The organism is Pseudomonas tehranensis (assembly GCF_014268615.1).
Lineage (GTDB): Bacteria > Pseudomonadota > Gammaproteobacteria > Pseudomonadales > Pseudomonadaceae > Aquipseudomonas > Aquipseudomonas tehranensis.
Window position 1 is genome coordinate 1 of record NZ_JABWQV010000066.1, and the last position, 22758, is coordinate 22758.

Here is a 22758-nt window from a genome sequence, read left to right on the forward strand (position 1 = left end):
ACCGATTTCGCGAGCAAGCCCGCTCCCACATTGAGTTTGGGGTGAGCCTGATGGTTATGCGCGCGAACCCGATCCCAGGTGGGAGCGAGCCTGCTCGGGATGAAGGCGCCTCGGTTTGCCAGACCGGAAAAAACAAAAGGCCCACTTTGTAAAAGTGATCGTACAACCACGTTGCGCTATCATGATGCGCATTCAGCCGCTTGCCGAGACACAGACACATGGAAAGACCGATCGACGTACCACGCCTTCCCCGCAAGCGCCGCAGCCTGGCGCAGGAGCTGGTGACGGTGCTGTCCGAGCAGATTCGCGACGGCCTGCTCAAGCGTGGCGATAAATTGCCCACCGAGTCGGCGATCATGGAAGCCCATGGCGTCAGCCGCACCGTGGTGCGCGAGGCGATTTCCCGTTTGCAGGCCGCCGGCCAGGTGGAAACCCGCCACGGCATCGGCACCTTCGTGCTGGACACGCCCAGCCCGAGCGGCTTTCGCATCGACCCGGCGACGGTGGTCACCTTGCGTGACGTGCTGGCGATCCTGGAGTTGCGCATCAGCCTGGAAGTGGAATCGGCAGGCCTTGCAGCCCAGCGTCGCAGCGACGAGCAACTGGCGGCGATGCGCGCGGCCCTGGATGCGCTGAACGAAAGCGCGGCCCACGCCAGCGACGCGGTGGCCTCGGATTTCGCCTTCCACCTGGAAATCGCCCTGTCCACCGGCAACCGCTACTTCACTGACATCATGACCCACCTGGGCACCAGCATCATCCCGCGCACCCGGCTGAACTCGGCGCGCCTGGCTCACGACGACCACCAGCACTACATGGATCGCCTGAGCCGCGAGCACGAGGAAATCTACGAAGCCATCGCCCGCCAAGACTCCGACGCGGCCCGCGCGGCCATGCGCTTGCACCTGACCAACAGCCGCGAGCGGCTGCGCCAGGCGCATGAAGAGGCGCAGGCCCAGGGCTAGCCGCTCGTCACTGCTCTTGTGGTGAGGGGCTTGCTTGCGCTGGGCTGCATCGTAGGCGCTCTGTAGGAGCTGCCGAAGGCTGCGATCTTTTGATCTTGATCTTTCACTTGCGACCTCATTGCCTGGAGCAAGATCGCAGCCTCGTTGCACTCGACAGCTCCTACACGGCTCCTACCTAGCTCTTACATAGCTTCTAGGACGCAGCCCGGTGGGGGGAGCAAGCCCTTTGCCGCCGGGGCGCCTGTTGGCAGCGTTGACAGTGACGATGAGCGGCCTTGCTCCTTGGCGAGGGCAAGTTTGAGCGGTCTTCCAATCTGCTCAAAAGCCGCGAGTTACAAGGCTTGGCCACAAATCCCCCTGGACCTGGCATTCGACAAAAGACGAAATGCAGTTGACGTTCGTATTTTAAGTTGTACGATGACTTACAACTTCTCATGAAGCTGAACCGTTTCCTACAACACAACATTTGCGTCCAGGGTGTTCGAATAATGAATCCACAAGAACTGAAGTCCATCCTCTCGTCTGGCCTGCTGTCTTTCCCGGTCACCGATTTCACTGCTCAAGGCGATTTCAATCGCGCCAACTACGTCAAGCGCCTCGAGTGGCTGGCCCCGTATGGCGCCTCGGCACTTTTCGCGGCTGGTGGCACCGGTGAGTTTTTCTCCCTGGCCGCCAGCGAGTATTCGCAAGTCATCAAGACAGCTGTTGATACCTGCGCCACCAGCGTGCCAATTCTCGCCGGTGTCGGTGGCGCGACCCGCCAGGCCATTGAGTACGCTCAGGAAGCCGAGCGTCTGGGCGCCAAGGGCCTGTTGCTGCTGCCGCACTACCTGACCGAAGCCAGCCAGGACGGCGTAGCCGCCCACGTTGAAGCCGTGTGCAAATCGGTGAAGATCGGCGTGGTGGTGTACAACCGCAACGTCTGCCGCCTGAACGCCACGCACTTGGAGCAACTGGCCGAGCGCTGCCCGAACCTGATCGGCTATAAGGATGGCCTGGGCGATATCGAATTGATGGTGTCGATCCGCCGTCGTCTCGGCGATCGTTTCAGCTACCTGGGCGGCCTGCCGACCGCAGAAGTCTATGCCGCGGCCTACAAGGCCCTGGGCGTGCCGGTCTACTCTTCGGCGGTGTTCAACTTCATCCCGAAAACCGCGATGGATTTCTACCACGCCATTGCCCGTGAGGATCACGAGACCGTCGGCAAGATCATCGACGACTTCTTCCTGCCTTACCTGGACATTCGTAACCGCAAGGCCGGTTATGCAGTGAGCATCGTCAAGGCTGGCGCGAAGATCGTTGGCTATGACGCAGGTCCCGTGCGCACGCCGCTGACCGACCTGCTGCCAGAAGAATACGAAGCCCTGGCCGCGCTGATCGACAAGCAAGGCAAGCAGTAACAGACCCTACAAAGCCGCTGAGCAATCAGCGGCTTTTTGCGTAAGGCTTGATCGTTCCCATGCTCTGCGTGGGAGCGCAGCCAGGGACGCTCTGCGTTCCTAGACAGCTATTGTAGAAGGAGTAGCTCCGTGGCAGATTCAAAGCGTTTCGATAACTACATCAACGGTCAGTGGGTGGCCGGTGCCGACTATTGCACCAACATCAACCCGTCTGACTTGTCCGATGTCATTGGTGAATACGCCAAGGCTGATGCAGCTCAAGTCAATGCCGCCATCGAAGCCGCCCGCGCCGCGTTTCCGGCCTGGTCGACCTCGGGCATCCAGGCCCGTCACGATGCGCTGGACAAAGTCGGCAGCGAGATCCTCGCCCGCCGCGAAGAACTCGGCCAACTGCTGGCCCGGGAAGAGGGTAAGACCCTGCCCGAAGCCATTGGCGAAGTGACCCGGGCCGGCAACATTTTCAAGTTTTTTGCGGGCGAGTGCCTGCGTCTGTCGGGCGATTACCTGCCGTCGGTGCGCCCGGGTGTCAACGTCGAAGTCACTCGTGAAGCGCTGGGTGTGGTCGGCCTGATCACGCCGTGGAACTTCCCGATCGCAATCCCTGCCTGGAAGATCGCCCCGGCGCTGGCCTACGGCAACTGTGTGGTGATCAAGCCCGCCGAATTGGTGCCAGGTTGTGCCTGGGCCCTGGCGGACATCATTTCCCGCGCCGGTTTCCCGGCCGGTGTGTTCAACCTGGTGATGGGCAGCGGCCGTGTGGTCGGTGAAGTCCTGGTCAACAGCCCGAAGGTCGACGGTATCAGCTTCACCGGTTCCGTGGGCGTGGGGCGGCAGATCGCGGTCAATTGCGTGGCGCGCCAGGCCAAGGTGCAGTTGGAGATGGGCGGCAAGAACCCGCAGATCATCCTCGACGACGCCGATCTCAAGCAGGCCATCGAACTGGCGGTGCAGAGCGCGTTCTACTCCACCGGCCAGCGTTGCACGGCGTCGAGCCGCCTGATCGTGACCGCCGGTATCCACGACAAGTTTGTCGCTGCCATGGCCGAGCGCATGCAGTCGATCAAGGTCGGTCATGCCTTGAAGGCCGGCACCGATATCGGACCGGTGGTTTCCGAAGCCCAGCTCAACCAGGACTTGAAGTACATCGACATCGGCCAGAGCGAAGGTGCGCGGTTGGTCAGCGGTGGCGGCCTGGTAACGTGCGATACCGAAGGTTACTTCCTGGCGCCGACGCTGTTTGCCGACAGCGAAGCCTCGATGCGTATCAGCCGCGAAGAAATCTTTGGCCCGGTGGCCAACGTCGTGCGCGTGGCTGACTATGAGGCGGCGTTGGCGATGGCCAACGACACCGAGTTCGGTCTGTCCGCCGGTATCGCCACCACCTCGCTCAAATATGCCAACCACTTCAAACGTCATTCCCAGGCAGGCATGGTGATGGTCAATCTGCCGACCGCCGGCGTGGATTACCATGTGCCGTTCGGCGGCCGCAAAGGTTCGTCCTACGGCTCGCGCGAGCAAGGTCGCTATGCGCAAGAGTTCTACACCGTGGTGAAAACTGCTTACATCGGATCGTAATTGCGACACCGGCCGGAGCGGGACAACCCGCCCGGCCGTACACCAGATTTCCCGTATAAAAATAAATAGTGGAAGTAGATTTACATGCAAGAAACCAAGCCGACTCGCGTCCGCTATTTGATCCTGCTCATGCTGTTTCTGGTGACAACGATCAACTATGCCGACCGCGCAACCATCGCTATCGCCGGCTCCAGCCTGCAGAAAGACCTCGGCATCGACGCCGTTACCCTCGGTTATATCTTCTCCGCCTTCGGCTGGGCCTACGTGGCCGGGCAGATCCCAGGCGGCTGGCTGCTTGACCGGTTCGGGTCGAAAAAAATCTATGCCTTGAGCATTTTTACCTGGTCGCTGTTCACCGTGCTGCAAGGCTATGTCGGTGAATTCGGCGTCTCCACCGCCGTGGTGGCGCTGTTCATGCTGCGCTTTCTGGTCGGGCTGGCCGAGGCGCCTTCCTTCCCGGGCAATGCCCGCATCGTCGCGGCCTGGTTCCCCACCGCTGAACGCGGCACCGCTTCGGCGATTTTCAACTCGGCCCAGTATTTCGCCACGGTGTTGTTTGCGCCGCTGATGGGCTGGATCGTCTACCGCTTTGGCTGGCAGCACGTGTTCATTGTGATGGGTGTGGTCGGTATCGTGTTCTCGCTGGTCTGGCTGAAGGTTATCCACAGCCCGCGGCAGCACCCGATGATCAACGAGGCCGAGTTCAATCACATCGCCGCCAACGGCGCGATGGTCGACATGGACCAGGACAAGGGCAGGGGTAAGAAGAGCGACGGTCCGAAGTGGGATTACATCCGCCAACTGCTGACCAACCGCATGATGCTCGGCGTGTACCTGGGCCAATACTGCATCAACGGCATCACCTACTTCTTCCTGACCTGGTTCCCGGTGTACCTGGTGCAGGAGCGCGGCATGACCATTCTCAAGGCCGGTTTCATTGCCTCCTTGCCGGCGATCTGCGGTTTCATCGGTGGGGTGCTCGGTGGGGTGATTTCCGACTACCTCCTGCGCAAGGGCCACTCGCTGACCTTCGCCCGCAAGGCGCCGATCATCGCCGGTCTGCTGGTGTCCAGCAGCATCGTGGCGTGCAACTACGTCGACATCGAGTGGATGGTGGTGGGCTTCATGGCCCTGGCCTTTTTCGGTAAAGGCGTAGGCGCACTGGGGTGGGCCGTGGTGTCCGATACCTCGCCAAAACAGATCGCCGGTCTGAGCGGCGGCCTGTTCAACACCTTCGGCAACCTGGCATCGATCACCACGCCGATCGTTATCGGCTACATCATCAGCTCCACCGGTTCGTTCAAATGGGCGCTGGTGTTCGTGGGCTGCAACGCGCTGATGGCGGTGTTCAGCTACCTGGTGATCGTCGGGCCGATCAAACGTGTCGTGCTCAAAGAACCCACGGCCCGGGATGACCAATTGTCCAGCCTGTCTGAAGCGAAATCCTGAAGGAGCGATGTCGATGCAACTGATTGAACATGCCGATTCGCCCCGTTACATCCGCCTGAACGAGCGGGACAACGTGGTCATTGTGGTAAACGACCAGGGCGTGCCAGCCGGAACCGAGTTCCCGGATGGCCTGGTCACCGTGGACTTTGTACCGCAGAGCCACAAGGTCACCCTGGAAGATATTCCCGAGGGCGGCGAGGTGATTCGTTACGGCCAGGTCATTGGCTACGCGCTGCAACCGATCCCTCGTGGCAGTTGGGTCAAGGAAGACCAGCTGCGCATGCCCACCGCGCCGCCGCTGGACAGCTTGCCGCTGTCCACCGATGTGCCGGTGGCCGATGCGCCGCTGGAGGGCTACACCTTCGAAGGCTATCGCAACGCCGATGGCACCGTCGGCACGCGCAACATCCTCGGCATCACCACCACGGTGCAGTGCGTGACCGGGGTGCTGGACCATGCGGTCAAGCGCATCAAGGACGAATTGCTGCCCAAGTACCCGAACGTCGATGACGTGGTGGCGCTGACCCACAGCTACGGCTGCGGCGTGGCAATCACCGCCACCGACGCGTATATCCCGATCCGCACCGTGCGCAATCTGGCACGCAACCCGAACCTGGGTGGCGAAGCGCTGGTGATCAGCCTGGGCTGCGAGAAATTGCAGGCCGGGCAGGTGATGCATGAGAACGACAGCTCGGTGGACCTCAGCGAGCCGTGGCTGTATCGCTTGCAGGACTCCAGTCACGGTTTCACCGAGATGATCGAGCAGATCATGGAACTGGCCGAAACCCGCCTGAAGAAACTTGACCTGCGCCGCCGCGAAACCGTGCCGGCCTCGGAGCTGATCCTGGGCATGCAGTGCGGCGGCAGCGATGCGTTTTCCGGCATCACCGCCAACCCAGCCTTGGGTTATGCCTCGGACTTGTTATTGCGGGCCGGGGCGACGGTGATGTTTTCCGAAGTCACCGAAGTGCGCGATGCGATCTATCTGCTGACCTCCCGGGCGCAAACCCGGGAAGTCGCCCAGGAGCTGGTGCGCGAGATGGACTGGTACGACCGTTACCTGGCCAAGGGCGAGGCCGATCGCAGTGCCAACACCACGCCGGGCAACAAGAAGGGCGGGCTGTCGAACATCGTCGAAAAATCCCTGGGCTCGATCGTCAAATCCGGCAGCAGCGCCATCAACGGCGTGCTTGGCCCGGGCGAGCGCTTCAAGCAAAAGGGGTTGATCTTCTGCGCCACGCCAGCCAGTGATTTTGTCTGCGGTACGTTGCAACTGGCGGCGGGGATGAACCTGCACGTGTTCACCACCGGCCGTGGCACGCCGTACGGCTTGGCCATGGCGCCGGTGGTGAAGGTCTCGACCCGCACCGAACTGGCCCAGCGCTGGCCCGACCTGATCGACATCGACGCCGGCCGTATCGCCACTGGGCGCGCCTCCATCGAGGAACTGGGCTGGGAACTGTTCCACTACTACCTGGACGTGGCCAGCGGCAAGAAACAGACCTGGGCCGAGCAGCACAAGCTGTACAACGACATCACCTTGTTCAACCCGGCGCCGATTACTTGATGATTGCGTGATCGCTGGAGACCCAGAGTGGGAGCGGGCTTGCTCGCGAATGCGGTGGTTCAGTTTGCATTGAGGTTGGATGTGCCGCCGTCTTCGCGGGCAAGCCCGCTCCCACAGGGGATTTGCGGTGAATGTAGATTCTGCGTTCACCCAAGAACAAAATGTGGGAGCGCGCTTGCTCCGGGCGGCGATCCGACGATAGCGCTTCACCAGACGCCAACGTCGTTAGTGGCTATCATTAGCCACCTAACGACACCCTTCTCAAGGTCCCCGGCATGCTGGCAATTTTCCTCGAAACCCTGAACATCACCGCGCCGGTGTTTGCCATGTTGTTTCTGGGGACACTGCTCAAGCGCATTTACTGGATCAACGACAACTTCATTCACATCGCCTCGTCCCTGGTGTTCAACGTCACCATGCCGGCGCTGTTGTTCCTCGGCATCCTGCATGCCGATCTCCACGCGGCATTGCAGCCGGACCTGCTGATCTATTTCTCCATTGCCACTCTGGTGTGCTTTGCCGTGGCCTGGGGCTGGGCGATCTGGCGGTGCCCACGTGAGGACCGTGGCATCTATACCCAGGGCGCGTTTCGCGGCAACAACGGTGTGATCGGCCTGGCGCTGGCGGCGAGCATGTATGGCGATTACGGGATTTCCCTGGGGTCGATTCTCGCGGCGCTGGTGATCCTGTTCTACAACACCCTGTCGACCATCGTGCTGGCGGTCTACAGCCCGGTGATCAAGTCCGATCCCTGGAGCATCTGCAAAAGCGTGGTCAGCAACCCGCTGATCATCAGTGTGGTCGTGGCCACGCCGTTGGCCTATTGGCAGATCGGCCTGCCGAACTGGTTCGAAACCTCGGCCAAATACCTTGCCCAGATGACTTTGCCCCTGGCGTTGATCTGCATCGGCGGCACGCTGTCGCTGGCGGCGCTGCGCAAAAGCGGCAAGATGGCCCTGAGTTCGAGCCTGGTAAAAATGATCGGCCTGCCGTTGCTGGCCACCCTCGGCGCCTGGCTCTGGGGCTTTCGCGGGGCGGAGCTGGGAATTCTGTTCCTGTACTTTGGCAGCCCCACCGCCGCCGCCAGTTACGTCATGGCCCGCGCCGCCGATGGCAACCATGAACTGGCCGCGGCGATCATCGTCATCACCACGCTGATGGCGGCAATTACCACCAACCTGGGGATTTTTGTGTTGCAGTGGGGTGGGTGGATCTAAGGCTTGGGTTGGCGGTGTTCTTGAGGCCCAATCGCGAGCAGGCTCGCTCCCACAGTGGATGGTCGGTGTACACAAGTTTCCAGTACGCCTGCGATCCCTGTGGGAGCGAGCCTGCTCGCGATAGCAATCGAACTGTCACTCAGGTTTTTGATAACTATCGATCACTTCCTGCGCCGCCCTGAATGCATCGATTGCCGCCGGCACTCCCGCATACACCGCGCAATGCAGCAATGCCTCGCGAATCTCCTCAACCGTACAGCCATTGTTCAAGGCCCCGCGCACGTGGCCTTTGAGTTCCTGCGGGCATTTGAGGGCGGTGAGGGCGGCGAGGGTGATCAGGCTGCGGGTTTTGAGCGGCAGGCCTTCGCGGCTCCAGACGCTGCCCCAGGCGTGTTCGTTGACGAAGTCCTGCAGCGGCTGGGTGAATTCGGTGGCGTTGCCCAGGGCACGGTCGACGAACGCGTCGCCCATCACTTGGCGACGCATGTCCAGGCCGGTCTTTGGAGTGTCGGTCATGGCAAATCCCTCTTGTGGTGTTGACGGCGCCAGGCGCGCAAGGAGGTGAACAGCAAAAACGCGAGCAAGGCCGGCAGCACATAGAACAGCATCAGCCGTTCCAGTTGCCCGGCCAGGGGCATGCCGGTGGTGAACGACACCACATGCAGCCCATAGGCCAGGTACAAGCCCAAAAACAGCAGGCCTTCGGCGCGGGTGACACGGTAGCCGGAGTAAAACACCGGCAGGCACAGCACCGCCACGCCGAGCATCACTGGCAGGTCGAAATCCAGAGCATTGGGGGACACCGAGAGCGGCGAGGGCGCGGCGAGGGCGGTCACGCCCAGCACGCCCAGCAGGTTGAACAGGTTGCTGCCGATCACGTTGCCCACGGCAATGTCCCGCTGGCCCCGCAGGGCGGCGATCAGCGAGGTGGCGAGTTCCGGCAGTGAGGTGCTGACGGCGACGATGGTCAGGCCGATGATGCGTTCCGACAGCCCCAGGTCCGTCGCCACTTCCACCGCCGCGCCCAACAGCAAGTGCCCGGCGAAAATCAGCATCGCCAGGCCCACGACCATCATCGACAGGCTCTTGGGCCATGACACTTGTGCCACGTCCATCCCATGCGGTCGTCCCGAATGTCGCGACTGGCGCAGCAACAGGCCCAGGTACACCGCCAGGGCCATCAACAGCAGTACGCCGTCCAGTTGCGTCAGTTCCTCGTTCCAGGCCAGCACGAACACCAGCAGGCTGGCGCCGATCATCAGCGGGATGTCCAGGCGCACCAGTTGACGCGAGACCCGCAGCGGAATGATCAGGGCCGACAATCCGAGAGTGACGAGGATGTTGAAGATGCTGCTGCCGATCACGCTGCCCACGGCGATGTCGGCGTTCTGCGCCAGGGTCGCTTGCAGGCTGACGGCCATTTGCGGGGCGCTGCTGCCAAAGGCGACCACGCTCAAGCCGATGATCAGCGGTCGCACCTGCAGGCGCGCCGCCAGGCCCACGGCGGCGCGCACCAGCAGTTCGGCACCGACGATCAGCAACAGCAGGCCACCGAACAGTTCGATCAGGCTCAGCAGCGGGATGGCATTGAGTAGGGAAATGACCGGGCTCCGTCTATCAATCGTCGAGGGCTTGCACGCGCACCCGTGCGGTGCCGCTGCGCAACATGCCCAGTTGTTCGGCCGCAGCGCGGGATACATCGATCAGGCGGCCACGAGTGTAGGGGCCACGGTCGTTGATGCGGACCACGACACTGTCGTTGTTTTTCAGGTTGGTGACTTTCACCCGCGTGCCGAACGGCAGCTGGCGATGGGCGGCGGTCAGGCCATGCTGGTTGAAGCGCTCGCCGCTGGCGGTGCGCTTGCCATGGTGCCTGGCACCGTAATAAGAGGCGACGCCGGTCTGGTCATAGCCGTGTGGATCGACCGTCCCACTCTGGCTGGCACAACCGGCCAGCAGGGACAGCAGGGCGCAGGCGGCGAACAGACGCTTCATGGAAAGGATTCCGAAAACAAAATGTTGGAGCAAACCCTGTGGGAGCAAAGCTTGCTCGCGACGAACGATAACGCGGTCCACTGACAGATCCAGGCGTCTTCATCGCGAGCAAGCTTTGCTCCCACAGGCTCGCTCCCACAAGGGGAAATGGAGCCAGGTTTGAGATCTGGCCCCATGGTCATTAGCCCTCGAGCTTGCTTTTAAGCAGTTCGTTGACCTGTTGCGGGTTGGCCTTGCCCTTGGAGGCTTTCATGGCCTGGCCGACGAAGAAGCCGAACATCTTGCCGCGCTTGGCTTCGTCTGCCGCACGGTATTGCTCGACTTGCTCGGCGTTGGCCGCGAGCATTTCATCGAGTACGGCGCTGATCGCACCGGTGTCGGTGACTTGCTTCAAACCGCGCTTCTCGATGATCTCATCGGCGCTGCCTTCACCATTGGCCATGGCTTCGAAGACCATTTTGGCGATCTTGCCGGAAATGGTGTTGTCCTTGATCCGCAACAGCATGCCGCCCAGTTGCTCGGCCGACACCGGCGACTGGTCGATCTCCAGGCCCTGCTTGTTCAGCAGACTGCCCAACTCGACCATCACCCAGTTGGCCGCCAGCTTGGCGTCGCCGCCGATGCTCACGACTTTTTCGAAGTAATCGGCCTGTTCGCGGCTGGTGGCCAGGACGTTGGCGTCATAGCTCGACAGCCCGAACTGCGCCTGGAAGCGCTCGCGTTTCTGGGGTGGCAGTTCCGGCAAGGTGGCACGCACGTCATTGAGGAACGAGTCCTCGATCACCACCGGCAGCAGGTCCGGGTCGGGGAAGTAACGGTAGTCGTTGGCTTCCTCTTTACTGCGCATCGGACGGGTCTCGTCCTTGTTCGGGTCGTACAGTCGGGTCTGCTGGATGACCTTGCCGCCGTCCTCGATCAGTTCGATCTGGCGCTGGATCTCGCTGTTGATCGCCTTCTCGATGAAACGGAACGAGTTGACGTTCTTGATCTCGCAGCGGGTGCCGAATTCAACCTGGCCTTTGGGTCGGATCGACACGTTGCAGTCGCAACGCAGCGAGCCTTCGGCCATGTTGCCGTCGCAAATGCCCAGGTAGCGCACCAGCGCGTGGATCGCCTTGACGTAGGCCACGGCTTCCTTGGCGCTGCGCATGTCCGGTTCGGAGACGATTTCCAGCAACGGCGTGCCGGCACGGTTCAGGTCGATGCCGGTAGCGCCGTTGAATTCTTCGTGCAGGCTCTTGCCGGCGTCTTCTTCCAGGTGCGCACGGGTGATACCGACGCGCTTGACCGTGCCGTCTTCCAGGGCGATGTCCAGGTGGCCCTTGCCGACAATCGGCAACTCCATCTGGCTGATCTGGTAGCCCTTGGGCAGGTCCGGGTAGAAGTAGTTCTTGCGGGCGAATACGTTGTGCTGGCCAATCTCGGCGTCAATCGCCAGACCGAACATCACCGCCATGCGCACGGCTTCGGCGTTGAGTACCGGCAGCACGCCAGGCATGCCCAGGTCGACCAGGCTGGCCTGAGTGTTGGGCTCGGAACCGAAGGTGGTGGAGCTACCGGAAAAGATTTTCGACCGGGTGGTGAGCTGGGTATGAATCTCCAGCCCGATCACGACTTCCCATTGCATGTGTTTCTCCTCAGAAGCCGGTTGGGGTGCGGGTGTGCCAGTCAGTGTTCAACTGGTACTGGTGCGCCACATTGAGCAGGCGACCTTCCTGGAAATACGGCGCGAGTAGCTGCACGCCTACCGGCAGGCCGTCGACGAAACCGGCCGGCATGGACAGGCCCGGCAGGCCAGCGAGGTTGGCGGTGATGGTGTAGACGTCTTCCAGGTACTCAGCGACCGGGTCGCTGCTCTTGGCGCCGAGTTTCCAGGCCGGGTTCGGCGTGGTCGGGCCAAGGATGATGTCGACCTCGTTGAAGGCGGCCATGAAGTCGTTCTTCACCAGACGACGGATTTTCTGCGCCTTGAGGTAGTAGGCATCGTAGTAGCCGGCGGACAGTGCGTAGGCACCGACCATGATCCGGCGCTGCACTTCGGCGCCGAAACCTTCGCCACGGGAACGCTTGTACAGGTCCATCAGGTTGTCCGGGTTTTCGCAGCGATAGCCGAAGCGCACGCCGTCGAAACGCGACAGGTTCGAGGACGCTTCCGCCGGGGCGATCACGTAGTACGCCGGAATCGCGTGCTGCATGTTCGGCAGGCTGATTGGCTTGATCACCGCGCCGAGCTTCTCCAGCGCCTTGATGCTGTTGTGGGTCAGTTCGGCGATGCGCGGGTCCAGGCCGGCGCTGAAATACTCCTTCGGCACGCCGATGCGCAGGCCCTGCAACGAGCCGTTGAGGCTGGCGCTGTAGTCCGGCACCGGTTCATCGATGCTGGTGGAGTCGTTTGGATCGAAGCCGGCCATGCCTTGCAGCAGGATCGCGCAGTCTTCGGCGGTGCGGGCCAGCGGGCCGCCCTGGTCGAGGCTGGAGGCGTAGGCGATCATGCCCCAGCGCGAGACGCGGCCATAGGTCGGCTTGAGGCCCGTGAGGTTGGTGAATGCCGCCGGCTGGCGAATCGAACCGCCGGTGTCGGTGGCGGTGGCGGCCGGCAACAGGCGCGCGGCCACGGCGGCGGCGGAACCACCGGACGAACCACCCGGTACGTGTTCCAGGTTCCACGGGTTTTTCACGGCGCCGTAGTAGCTCGACTCGTTGGCCGAACCCATGGCGAATTCGTCCATGTTGGTCTTGCCCAGGGTCACGGCGCCGGCGGCGGCCAGTTTGGCGACCACGGTGGCATCGTACGGGGCCTTGAAGTTGTCGAGCATCTTCGAGCCGCAACTGGTGCGGATGCCTTGGGTGCAGAACAGATCCTTGTGGGCAATCGGAGCGCCGAGCAGGGCGCCGCTCTCACCGTTGGCGCGACGGGCGTCGGCGGCCTTGGCCTGGCTCAGGGCCAGTTCTTCGGTGAGGCTGATGAAGCTGTTGAGCTGCGGGTCGAGCTGGGCGATGCGCGCCAGCAGGGTCTGGGTCAGCTCTTCGGAAGAAAACTTTTTATCGGCGAGTCCGCGGGCGATCTCGGCCAGGGTCATGTGATGCATGAGAGGCTCTTTCCCTTTAGTCGATGACTTTCGGAACCAGGTACAGGCCGTTTTCGACCGCTGGTGCGATGGACTGGTAGGCCTCGCGGTGATTGGACTCGGTCACGACGTCGGCGCGCAGGCGCTGGCTGGCTTCCAGTGGGTGGGCCAGGGGTTCGATGCCGTCGGTGTTGACCGCCTGCATCTCGTCGACCAGCCCCAGAATGCTGTTCAGGGCAGAAGTAATGTGTGGAAGATCGGCTTCATCGAGGCCCAGACAGGCCAGATGAGCGATTTTTTCCACGTCGGAGCGTTCAAGCGCCATGGGATTCTCCAGTGGAAAACAAAACGGACGCAATCTGTCCGTGTGTTAGATTGTCGGAACACTACCGCATTTCTACGGTCCAGTGCCCTGTATCACAGATACTGTTCCTTTTTGACGGCGTCTATTGCCGTCATGCTGCGTTGCCGCTTCTCGCCATAGCGGGCTATGACTCGTCGCGGCGCCTTGCCTGACGACAATAGACACTCGTCAAAAAAGGAACGTATCTGCGAAACAGGGCACTGGCCGCGATTGTGGGGTTTGGTGCACATAAAAGCGGCCAATTTAACATATTGGCGCCTTGCCCAAAATCCCTGTCGTTGTTAGAGTTTGCCGCACTTTTTTACCCACGCGTTGCCTAGGGTCCCTTTCCCATGTTCAAGAAACTGCGTGGCATGTTTTCCAGCGATCTTTCCATTGACCTGGGCACTGCCAACACCCTTATTTACGTGCGCGAGCGCGGTATCGTCCTGAATGAACCCTCGGTCGTGGCCATCCGCACCCACGGTAACCAGAAAAGTGTCGTGGCTGTCGGTACCGAAGCCAAGCGCATGCTGGGCCGTACTCCGGGCAACATTGCAGCCATTCGCCCCATGAAGGACGGCGTGATCGCCGACTTCAGCGTCTGCGAAAAGATGCTGCAGTACTTCATCAACAAAGTTCACGAAAACAGTTTCCTGCAGCCCAGCCCTCGAGTGCTGATCTGCGTGCCCTGCAAGTCCACCCAGGTGGAGCGTCGTGCCATCCGTGAGTCGGCCCTTGGCGCCGGTGCCCGTGAAGTGTTCCTGATCGAAGAGCCGATGGCCGCTGCCATCGGTGCCGGCCTGCCGGTCGAAGAGGCCCGTGGTTCGATGGTCGTCGACATCGGTGGTGGTACCACTGAAATCGCCTTGATCTCCCTCAACGGTGTGGTCTACGCCGAGTCCGTACGTGTGGGTGGCGACCGTTTCGACGAAGCGATCATCACCTACGTGCGTCGCAACTACGGCAGCCTGATCGGCGAATCCACCGCCGAGCGTATCAAGCAGGAAATCGGCACGGCCTATCCGGGCGGCGAAGTGCGTGAAGTCGACGTTCGCGGCCGTAACCTGGCTGAAGGCGTTCCACGTGCATTCACCCTCAACTCCAACGAAGTGCTCGAAGCGCTGCAAGAGTCGCTGGCGACCATCGTGCAGGCGGTCAAGAGTGCTCTGGAGCAGTCGCCGCCGGAACTGGCGTCGGACATCGCCGAGCGCGGCCTGGTGCTGACCGGTGGTGGCGCGCTGCTGCGTGACCTCGACAAGCTGCTGGCCCAGGAAACCGGCTTGCCGGTGATCGTTGCCGAAGACCCGCTGACTTGCGTTGCCCGCGGCGGTGGCCGTGCATTGGAAATGATGGACAAGCACACCATGGATCTACTCTCCAGCGAATAAGCCCGCCTGGATGGTCTATGTTGTTCGCTCCCCGGGCAGCACTTTGCAGTGCTGCCCGTTGACGTTTATCTTCTGTCATTCGTATCCAGGCCGGTTTGATGCCGTATGAATAAAGAAAACATTTGCCTGGGAGGAGCGGCCTATTAAACCGCTTTTCACCAAAGGCCCCTCATTGGGTGTGCGCCTGCTGGTGCTGACCGTGCTGTCGGTCGCGCTGATGGTGGTCGATGCCCGTTTCACGCTGCTCAAGCCAGTGCGCAGCCAGATGTCGCTGGTATTGATGGAATCCTACTGGATCACCGATTTGCCGCAGCGCTTGTGGCAGGGTGTGGCCAGCCAATTCGGCAGCCGGACCGAGTTGGTGGCCGAAAACGAAAAACTCAAGACCGAGAACCTGCTGTTGCAGGGACGCATGCAGAAGCTGGCGGCCCTCACCGAGCAGAACGTGCGGCTGCGCGAGTTGCTCAATTCCTCGGCGCTGGTCAACGAGAAGGTCGAAGTGGCCGAGTTGATCGGTATGGACCCCAACCCCTTTACCCATCGCATCATCATCAACAAGGGGGAGCGCGACGGTGTTGTCCTCGGCCAGCCGGTACTCGATGCCCGCGGCCTGATGGGGCAGGTGGTGGAGTTGATGCCCTATACCTCTCGCGTGCTGTTGCTGACCGATACCACCCATAGCATTCCCGTGCAGGTCAACCGCAACGGCTTGCGGGCGATTGCCAGCGGCACCGGTAATCCGGAGCGCCTGGAGCTGCGGCATGTCGCAGACACCGCCGACATCAAGGAAGGCGACCTGCTGGTCAGCTCCGGTCTCGGTCAGCGATTCCCGGCCGGGTATCCGGTGGCGACGGTCAAGGAGGTCATACACGACTCCGGTCAGCCGTTCGCCATCGTGCGTGCGGTGCCAACGGCTGCGCTGAATCGCAGCCGATACCTGCTGCTGGTATTCAGCGACAACCGCACCCCGGAAGAGCGCGCCAACGACGCCGCCGTGGCCCAGGAGGCCGAGGACCGGCAGAACGGCGAGTCGACCGCGACCCCGGTTGCCCCGGCGACAGCCCCGGGCACAACACCGGCACCTGCCCCGGCTGCAACGACCCCGGCTCCAACGCCAGCAACCGCTCCGGCTGCGACGCCGGCCACCCAAGCGCCGGCGACTCAACCCGCAAGGCCCGCGGCCAAACCGCCTGTCTCCACGCCGGCCGCCGCGCCAGCCACCAGGGGAGCACGAGAATAATGAGCAGTACACATTCCGGTAACGGTTGGATGGTCTGGCTGACGTTCGCCATCGGCCTGTTGCTCAGCGTTTCGCCACTGCCACAATTCATGGAAATCCTGCGCCCGCTGTGGCTGGCGCTGCTGCTGGCATTCTGGGCGCTGGCGCTGCCGCACAAGGTCGGCATGGTCACCGCCTGGTGCCTGGGGCTGGCCGAGGACGTGCTTTATGGCACGTTGCTGGGGCAGAACGCGCTGATCCTGACGCTGATCACGTTCCTGGTGCTATCGCTGCAACAACGGCTGCGGATGTTCCCCATGTGGCAGCAGTGCCTGGTGATCCTGGTGATTTTTGGCCTGGCGCAGTTGGTGCAACTGTGGCTCAGCGCGCTGACCGGCAATCGCCAGCCGACCCTGGCGCTGGTGCTGCCGGCGCTGGTCAGTGCCTTGCTCTGGCCGTGGGTCAGCTTCGGTTTGCGTGGCTTGCGCCTGCGTTTCAAAATCAACTGATTCGGTCAGGCATTGGCCCGCACCTTGAGAGGGAGATGTCCTGATGAAACCGCTGTACCTCGCCTCAGGCTCGCCGCGTCGGCGTGAGTTGCTCGCACAGATTGGCGTGTCATTCACCGCCGTCAATGCGGACATCGATGAAACTCCCCTGGATGACGAAACCCCTTCGGCCTATGTCGAACGCCTGGCGCGCGGCAAGGCCGAGGCCGGGCGATGTGTTTTGGCCGCAGGCGTGGACGGCTGCGTGCTGGGCGCCGACACCGCCGTGGTGCTGGACGGGCGGATTCTGGGCAAGCCGCTGGATCAGGCCGACGCCATGGCGATGCTTTTGAGCCTGTCCGGTCGTGACCATGAGGTGCTGACCGCCATTGCCGTACTGGACGGACAACGTTGTGAATCCCGTGTGGTCCGCAGCCGGGTGAGCTTTCGCACCATCACCGAGCAGCAAGCGCTAGCCTATTGGAACAGCGGTGAGCCCCGGGACAAGGCCGGCGGCTATGGTATTCAGGGCTGGGGGGCGGTATTTGTCGCCGGGCTTGAAGGCAGCTATTCAGCCGTGGTCGGCTTGCCGCTGTGCGAAACCTCGGAGCTGTTGGGCCATTTCGGCATACCCTGTTGGCAAACCCTGAGCGCGCGCTGAGCGCCGTCTGACTTGATGCGGCCATTATCGTGAACACGCCTGAACGAGACCCTGCCATGAGTGAAGAGATCCTGATCAACATCACGCCGATGGAATCGCGCGTGGCGGTGGTTGAAAACGGTGTTCTGCAAGAAGTTCACGTCGAGCGCACGCAAAAACGTGGCATCGTCGGCAATATCTATAAAGGCAAGGTGGTGCGGGTGCTGCCGGGCATGCAGGCGGCGTTCGTCGACATTGGCCTGGATCGCGCGGCATTCATTCATGCCTCGGAAATATCCATGCGTGAAGGCCCGGCCGTGGAGAGCATCAGCGCCCTGGTTCATGAAGGCCAGAGCCTGGTGGTCCAGGTCACCAAGGACCCCATCGGTTCCAAGGGCGCGCGCCTGACCACGCAGCTGTCGATTCCGTCGCGCTACCTGGTGTACATGCCGCGTACCGCCCACGTTGGCATTTCCCTGAAGATCGAAGACGAAGCCGAGCGCGAGCGCCTCAAGCAGGTGGTCAGCGATTGCGTGGAGAAAGAGGGCATCAAGGAAGCGGGAGGTTTCATCCTGCGCACCGCCGCCGAAGGGGCCGGGGCCGATGAGATTCTCATGGACATCCGCTACTTGCGCAGGCTCTGGGACCAGATCGCCGATCAGATCAAGACCATCGCCACCCCCAGCGTGATCTACGAAGACCTCGGTCTGGCGTTGCGGACCCTGCGGGACCTGGTCAGCCCCAAGATCGAGAAAATCCGCATCGATTCCCGGGAAACCTTCCAGAAAACCACCCAGTTTGTCGCGGAGTTGATGCCGGAGATTGCTGATCGTCTCGAGCATTACCCCGGCGAGCGGCCGATTTTCGACCTGTACGGCGTCGAAGACGAAATCCAGAAGGCCTTGGAGCGCAAGGTGCCGCTCAAGTCCGGTGGCTATCTGGTGGTGGACCCGGCCGAGGCCATGAGCACCATTGACGTCAACACCGGGGCGTTCGTCGGCCATCGCAACCTCGAAGAAACCATCTTCAAGACCAACCTGGAAGCGGCCACCGCCATCGCTCGTCAACTGCGCCTGCGCAACCTGGGCGGAATCATCATCATCGACTTCATCGACATGGAGCATGAAGAGCACCAGCGCCAGGTGCTGCGGACCCTGGAAAAACAACTTGAGCGCGACCACGCCAAGACCAACATCATCGGTATCACCGAGCTAGGCCTGGTGCAGATGACCCGCAAGCGCACTCGCGAGAGCCTTGAGCAAGTTCTGTGCGAACCGTGCAGCAGTTGCCAGGGCCGGGGCAAGCTCAAGACCCCGGAAACCGTGTGTTACGAAATCTTCCGGGAAATCCTCCGGGAGGCACGCGCTTACCAGGCCACAGGTTATAGAGTGTTGGCGAACCAGAAAGTGGTGGATCGCCTGCTCGATGAAGAGTCAGGAAACGTTGCGGAACTGGAGGCCTTTATCGGTCGTACGATTCGCTTTCAGGTGGAAACCATGTATTCCCAGGAACAATACGACGTGGTGCTGCTCTGAAGTGGCTTCATGAGCGGCAGCCCCGCGGATTTGAATACTTTTGCCAGGGGAGCCCGCTGACATGGAGCGTCTGACACGCATTTTGGCCGCGCTGACCCGTTGGGGCCTGGGCCTGTGCGCGCTGCTGTTGGTGCTGGTGGCACTGTATGTCAGCCTCGGACGAGAACTGGCTCCGCTGGTGGCCGAATACCGCGCCGAGGTCCAGACCCGCGCCAGCGAAGCATTGGGTATCCCCGTGCATATCGGCAGCCTGGACGGTAGCTGGAGCGCCCTGGCGCCCATCTTGCTGGCCCACGACGTGATGGTCGGCGAGGGCGCCAATGCCTTGCATCTGGATCAGGTACGGGCCGTGCCGGACTTGTGGGGCAGCCTGGTGGCGCGTCAGGTGCGCATTGCTCACCTGGAACTCAGCGGCCTGAAGATCAGCCTCAAGGAGGGCGCCGACGGCAAGTGGGCCCTGGAGGGGCTGCCAGTGCAGGACGATCAGCCCCTGGATCCTCAGCAACTGCTCGAACGCATGCAGATGATCGCGAAGCTGTCGGTGCTCGACAGCCAAGTGACCTTGCAGCCGCTGGAGCAACCGCCGCTGACCCTGACCTATGTTGGCCTGAGCCTGCGCACCGGTATTGCCCGTCAGCGTCTGGATGCACGACTGACCCTGCCTGACGGCCAGCCCGTCGCGATCAACCTGCGCACCCGTATCCGCGCCAGCGACTGGAAGAGCGGCCAGGCCGATGTCTACCTGAGCCTGCCGCAAAGCGATTGGTCCAAATGGCTGCCGGAACGCCTGACCCGACAATGGCATTTTTCCCGGATCAAGGCGGGCGCAGAGTTCTGGCTGAGCTGGGGGGCGGGCACCGTGCAAAGCGCGGCCATTCGACTGAACGCGCCGGACATCCAGGGCGCCTATGCCGAGCGCAAGCCGGTACAGATCCATAACCTGGCGCTCAACGGGTATTTCCAGCGCAGTGGCGAGGGATTCAGCGCAACCTTCGATTCCCTGGCAATGAGCCTGGGCGAAACCCGTTGGGAATCGCGCCTGCAGTTGCAACAGAACAACGCCACCGAAAAAACCGAAGAACTCTGGCACGTGCAGGCTGATCGTCTCGACCTCACACCGCTGACGCCGTTGCTCCATGCCCTGGCGCCGTTGCCTGAAGGCGTTGCCACGGCGATCGACCGGCTCAAGTTCACGGGCGGCCTGCGCAACGTGCTGGTGGACTACCGCCCGCAGAACAGCGGTGATCAGAAAGTCAGCTTCGCCACCAACCTGGACACCGTAGGCTTTGATGCCTATCGCGGCGCCCCGGCGGCACGCAACGTGTCCGGGAGCCTGAGCGGCGACCTGGGCGGCGGCGAGCTGCGCATGGACAGCAAGGATTTTTCCCTGCACCTGGACCCTATCTTCGCCAAGCCCTGGCAATACTTGCAGGCCAACGCCCGGTTGACCTGGAAGCTGGACAAACAAGGTTTCACGCTGATTGCACCGTACCTGAAAGTACTGGGGGAGGAGGGCCGGATTGCCGGTGACTTCCTGATTCGCCTGCATTTTGACCACAGCCAGGAAGACTACATGGACCTGCGGGTCGGCCTGGTGGATGGCGACGGGCGCTATACCGCCAAGTACCTGCCTGCTGTCCTGAGCCCTGCTCTGGATGAGTGGCTGCGCACCGCAATCGTCAAGGGCGCGGTGGATCAGGGGTTTTTCCAGTATCAAGGTTCGCTGAACCAGGGCGCCGAAGACGCGGCTCGCAGCATCAGCCTGTTTTTCAAGGTGCATGATGCCGAGCTGGCGTTTCAGCCGGGTTGGCCTTCGGTGAGCAAGGTCAGCGGTGATGTTTTCGTCGAAGACAGCGGCGTGCGTATCTTTGCAAGCCAGGGGCAGTTACTGGACACCCAGGTCAGGAATGTTTCGGTGAACATCCCCCATGTGCCCAGCGGCCAGAACTCCCATCTGCTGTTGGACGGCGAGTTCGCCGGTGGCTTGGGCGACGGTTTGAAAATCCTGCAGACGGCGCCGATCGGTACGGCGCAGACGTTCGCCGGCTGGGAAGGCGAGGGCGGCCTGCAAGGCAGTGTGAAGCTGGATATTCCTTTGGCGAAAGGCGAAGAACCGAAGATCCTGGTGGACTTCAAGACCGACAAGGCCCGGCTCAAGCTCAGCGAGCCGGTGCTGGAGCTGACGCAGCTCAGGGGCGATTTCCGCTTCGACAGCAACAAAGGACTGAGCGGCAAGAATATCGCGGCCAGGGCGTTCGACCGGCCCGTGACCGCGCAGATTTTTGCCGAAGGCCGTGCTGGTGAACTGACGACGCGGGTGGCCGCCTCCGGACAGGTGGAGGTCAAGAAACTCACTGACTGGCTGAAGGTTACACAGCCATTGCCGGTGGCCGGGGTGGTGCCGTATCAGTTGCAGGTGATCCTCGACGGTGCCGACAGCCAACTGTCGGTCAGTTCCAGTCTCAAGGGCGTGGCCGTGGATCTGCCCGCGCCTTTCGGTCTGGCGGCCGATGCCGGGCGTGACACGGTGTTTCGCATGACCTTGCAAGGCGCCGAGCGCCGTTACTGGGTGGATTATGGCGACCTGGCCAGCTTCACCTACGCGGCGCCGAACGGACAGGTTGCAGACGGTCGCGGTGAGCTCTTGCTCGGTAGCGGTGATGCGATTCTGCCAGGAGGCAAGGGCCTGCGCCTGCGCGGGACATTATCGGAACTGGATGTCAGTCCGTGGCAAGAGCTGGTGGGCAAGTATGCGGGGCAGGATCCGGGCGGTAGCGCCAAACAACTGCTCAGCAGTGTTGATCTGAACATCGGCAAGCTCACTGCCATGGGCACGACCCTGGACCGGGCGTCGGTGCAACTGGACCGCAAACCTGACGCCTGGGCTTTGCGACTTGCCAGCGAGCAGGCCAAGGGCACCGCCAGTCTGCCGGACGCGAAGGCTGCACCGATCGGTATCAAGCTTGACTACATTCGTCTGCCGGCCGCCGACCCGACGGTCCAGACCGACGAAAACGCGCCGGACCCGCTGGCCTCGGTCGATCCCAGCAACATTCCGGCCATGGATATTGTCATTGACCAGTTGTTCCAGGGGCCCGACCTCATTGGGGCCTGGTCGTTGAAGGTGCGTCCGACAGGCAAGGGCATTGCCTTGAACAACCTGGATATGGGCCTCAAGGGCATGGTCTTGAGCGGCAATGGCGGCTGGGAAGGTGTCCCCGGTTCCACCAGCAGTTGGTACAAAGGCCGCATCGGTGGCAAGAACCTGGCCGATGTGCTCAAGGGCTGGGGCTATGCGCCGAGCGTGACCAGCCAGAAATTCCATCTGGATGTCGATGGGCGCTGGCCCGGCTCACCGGCATGGGTCGCCACGAAACGTTTTTCCGGGAGTCTCGATGCGTCGCTGAACAAGGGGCAGTTCGTCGAGGTAGAAGGGGGCGCTCAAGCGTTGCGGGTGTTCGGTCTGTTGAATTTCAACTCCATCGGCCGACGCTTGCGTCTGGACTTCTCTGACCTGTTCGGCAAAGGCTTGAGCTACGATCGGGTCAAGGGGCTGCTGGTGGCCAGCGACGGTGTCTATGTGACCCGTGAACCGATCACCCTGACGGGGCCGTCGAGTAATCTGGAACTCAACGGAACGTTGGATATGGTGGCCGACCGGGTCGACGCCAAGTTACAGGTGACGCTGCCGGTGACCAACAACCTGCCCATTGCAGCGCTGATTGTCGGCGCGCCAGCGGTGGGTGGGGCGCTGTTTCTGATCGACAAACTGATCGGCGACCGTGTGGCGCGCTTTGCCAGCGTAAGATACGACGTCAAGGGCCCGTGGAAAGAGCCGAAGATTACCTTCGACAAGCCGTTCTGACAGGCGATGACAATCCCCTTGTGGGAGCGAGCCTGCTCGCG

The 22758-nt window shown here is 61.9% G+C and carries 18 protein-coding genes; 12 read left to right on the forward strand and 6 right to left on the reverse strand.

What is annotated here, in order from left to right; genetic code table 11:
* Window positions 1–218: 218 nt before the first annotated feature.
* The 6 genes from HU811_RS12630 (at window position 219) to HU811_RS12655 (ending at window position 8173) form a co-directional block, all read left to right on the forward strand.
* Window positions 219–965 (forward strand): FadR/GntR family transcriptional regulator, encoded by a 747-nt coding sequence (locus tag HU811_RS12630; protein WP_092394154.1) that lies wholly within the window; start codon window positions 219–221, stop codon window positions 963–965.
* Between the two features lie 488 nt (window positions 966–1453).
* The gene (gene kdgD, locus HU811_RS12635; protein ID WP_186656171.1) at window positions 1454–2365 is read left to right on the forward strand and encodes a 5-dehydro-4-deoxyglucarate dehydratase; all 912 of its coding nucleotides are present in this window, start codon (window positions 1454–1456) and stop codon (window positions 2363–2365) included.
* 129 nt (window positions 2366–2494) lie between these two features.
* Complete coding sequence (locus HU811_RS12640) at window positions 2495–3940, forward strand: aldehyde dehydrogenase family protein (protein WP_186656173.1); 1446 nt, start codon at window positions 2495–2497, stop codon at window positions 3938–3940.
* Window positions 3941–4024: 84 nt separating this feature from the next.
* A complete protein-coding gene (locus HU811_RS12645; protein WP_186656175.1) occupies window positions 4025–5389 on the forward strand; it encodes an MFS transporter in 1365 nt (454 codons plus the stop codon).
* A gap of 13 nt (window positions 5390–5402) precedes the next feature.
* Window positions 5403–6956 (forward strand): galactarate dehydratase, encoded by a 1554-nt coding sequence (garD, locus tag HU811_RS12650; RefSeq protein ID WP_186656177.1) that lies wholly within the window; start codon window positions 5403–5405, stop codon window positions 6954–6956.
* Between the two features lie 275 nt (window positions 6957–7231).
* Entirely contained in the window at window positions 7232–8173 is a 942-nt protein-coding gene (locus tag HU811_RS12655) for an AEC family transporter (RefSeq protein WP_186656180.1), read from the forward strand.
* Window positions 8174–8308: 135 nt separating this feature from the next.
* Here the strand turns inward: HU811_RS12655 and HU811_RS12660 are convergent, their stop codons facing one another.
* The 6 genes from HU811_RS12660 to gatC form a co-directional block, all read right to left on the reverse strand.
* Window positions 8309–8689, reverse strand: coding sequence for a carboxymuconolactone decarboxylase family protein (locus HU811_RS12660; protein ID WP_003177973.1), 381 nt, complete (start codon window positions 8687–8689; stop codon window positions 8309–8311).
* Complete coding sequence (locus tag HU811_RS12665) at window positions 8686–9741, reverse strand: calcium/sodium antiporter (RefSeq protein ID WP_186656187.1); 1056 nt, start codon at window positions 9739–9741, stop codon at window positions 8686–8688. Before HU811_RS12665 ends, HU811_RS12660 begins: the two co-directional genes overlap by 4 nt.
* Window positions 9742–9790: 49 nt before the next feature.
* Window positions 9791–10168 (reverse strand): septal ring lytic transglycosylase RlpA family protein, encoded by a 378-nt coding sequence (locus HU811_RS12670; RefSeq protein ID WP_186656181.1) that lies wholly within the window; start codon window positions 10166–10168, stop codon window positions 9791–9793.
* A gap of 181 nt (window positions 10169–10349) precedes the next feature.
* Window positions 10350–11795: an Asp-tRNA(Asn)/Glu-tRNA(Gln) amidotransferase subunit GatB gene (gene gatB, locus HU811_RS12675; RefSeq protein WP_047228683.1), complete on the reverse strand. Its 1446-nt coding sequence runs from the start codon at window positions 11793–11795 to the stop codon at window positions 10350–10352.
* Window positions 11796–11805: 10 nt separating this feature from the next.
* On the reverse strand, window positions 11806–13257 hold the full coding sequence (gene gatA, locus HU811_RS12680) for an Asp-tRNA(Asn)/Glu-tRNA(Gln) amidotransferase subunit GatA (RefSeq protein ID WP_186656183.1): 1452 nt from the start codon (window positions 13255–13257) through the stop codon (window positions 11806–11808).
* A gap of 16 nt (window positions 13258–13273) precedes the next feature.
* Complete coding sequence (gene gatC / locus HU811_RS12685) at window positions 13274–13561, reverse strand: Asp-tRNA(Asn)/Glu-tRNA(Gln) amidotransferase subunit GatC (protein ID WP_047228681.1); 288 nt, start codon at window positions 13559–13561, stop codon at window positions 13274–13276.
* Between the two features lie 371 nt (window positions 13562–13932).
* Between gatC and mreB the strand changes: the two genes are divergently transcribed.
* The 6 genes from mreB (at window position 13933) to HU811_RS12715 (ending at window position 22717) form a co-directional block, all read left to right on the forward strand.
* The gene (gene mreB, locus HU811_RS12690; protein WP_002555108.1) at window positions 13933–14970 is read left to right on the forward strand and encodes a rod shape-determining protein MreB; all 1038 of its coding nucleotides are present in this window, start codon (window positions 13933–13935) and stop codon (window positions 14968–14970) included.
* A 142-nt stretch (window positions 14971–15112) separates the two neighbouring features.
* A complete protein-coding gene (gene mreC, locus HU811_RS12695) occupies window positions 15113–16210 on the forward strand; it encodes a rod shape-determining protein MreC (protein WP_186656188.1) in 1098 nt (365 codons plus the stop codon).
* A complete protein-coding gene (mreD, locus tag HU811_RS12700; protein WP_047228679.1) occupies window positions 16210–16698 on the forward strand; it encodes a rod shape-determining protein MreD in 489 nt (162 codons plus the stop codon). The genes mreC and mreD overlap by 1 nt, the downstream gene beginning before the upstream one ends.
* A 43-nt stretch (window positions 16699–16741) precedes the next feature.
* Entirely contained in the window at window positions 16742–17338 is a 597-nt protein-coding gene (locus tag HU811_RS12705) for a Maf family protein (RefSeq protein ID WP_092394127.1), read from the forward strand.
* A 56-nt stretch (window positions 17339–17394) separates the two neighbouring features.
* On the forward strand, window positions 17395–18852 hold the full coding sequence (gene rng, locus HU811_RS12710; RefSeq protein WP_047228677.1) for a ribonuclease G: 1458 nt from the start codon (window positions 17395–17397) through the stop codon (window positions 18850–18852).
* Window positions 18853–18913: 61 nt separating this feature from the next.
* A complete protein-coding gene (locus tag HU811_RS12715) occupies window positions 18914–22717 on the forward strand; it encodes a YhdP family protein (RefSeq protein ID WP_186656185.1) in 3804 nt (1267 codons plus the stop codon).
* The last annotated feature ends 41 nt before the right edge of the window (window positions 22718–22758 follow it).

Bases quoted from the DNA above. Each gene is read 5' to 3' on its own strand.
- HU811_RS12655 (WP_186656180.1), top strand. From the start codon at position 7,232: ATGCTGGCAATTTTCCTCGAAACCCTGAACATCACCGCGCCGGTGTTT.
- gatB (WP_047228683.1), bottom strand. From the start codon at position 11,795: ATGCAATGGGAAGTCGTGATCGGGCTGGAGATTCATACCCAGCTCACC.
- rng (WP_047228677.1), top strand. From the start codon at position 17,395: ATGAGTGAAGAGATCCTGATCAACATCACGCCGATGGAATCGCGCGTG.
- HU811_RS12715 (WP_186656185.1), top strand. From the start codon at position 18,914: ATGGAGCGTCTGACACGCATTTTGGCCGCGCTGACCCGTTGGGGCCTG.
- garD (WP_186656177.1), top strand. From the start codon at position 5,403: ATGCAACTGATTGAACATGCCGATTCGCCCCGTTACATCCGCCTGAAC.
- HU811_RS12645 (WP_186656175.1), top strand. From the start codon at position 4,025: ATGCAAGAAACCAAGCCGACTCGCGTCCGCTATTTGATCCTGCTCATG.
- gatC (WP_047228681.1), bottom strand. From the start codon at position 13,561: ATGGCGCTTGAACGCTCCGACGTGGAAAAAATCGCTCATCTGGCCTGT.
- HU811_RS12660 (WP_003177973.1), bottom strand. From the start codon at position 8,689: ATGACCGACACTCCAAAGACCGGCCTGGACATGCGTCGCCAAGTGATG.
- mreB (WP_002555108.1), top strand. From the start codon at position 13,933: ATGTTCAAGAAACTGCGTGGCATGTTTTCCAGCGATCTTTCCATTGAC.
- gatA (WP_186656183.1), bottom strand. From the start codon at position 13,257: ATGCATCACATGACCCTGGCCGAGATCGCCCGCGGACTCGCCGATAAA.
- mreD (WP_047228679.1), top strand. From the start codon at position 16,210: ATGAGCAGTACACATTCCGGTAACGGTTGGATGGTCTGGCTGACGTTC.
- HU811_RS12670 (WP_186656181.1), bottom strand. From the start codon at position 10,168: ATGAAGCGTCTGTTCGCCGCCTGCGCCCTGCTGTCCCTGCTGGCCGGT.
- kdgD (WP_186656171.1), top strand. From the start codon at position 1,454: ATGAATCCACAAGAACTGAAGTCCATCCTCTCGTCTGGCCTGCTGTCT.
- HU811_RS12705 (WP_092394127.1), top strand. From the start codon at position 16,742: ATGAAACCGCTGTACCTCGCCTCAGGCTCGCCGCGTCGGCGTGAGTTG.
- HU811_RS12630 (WP_092394154.1), top strand. From the start codon at position 219: ATGGAAAGACCGATCGACGTACCACGCCTTCCCCGCAAGCGCCGCAGC.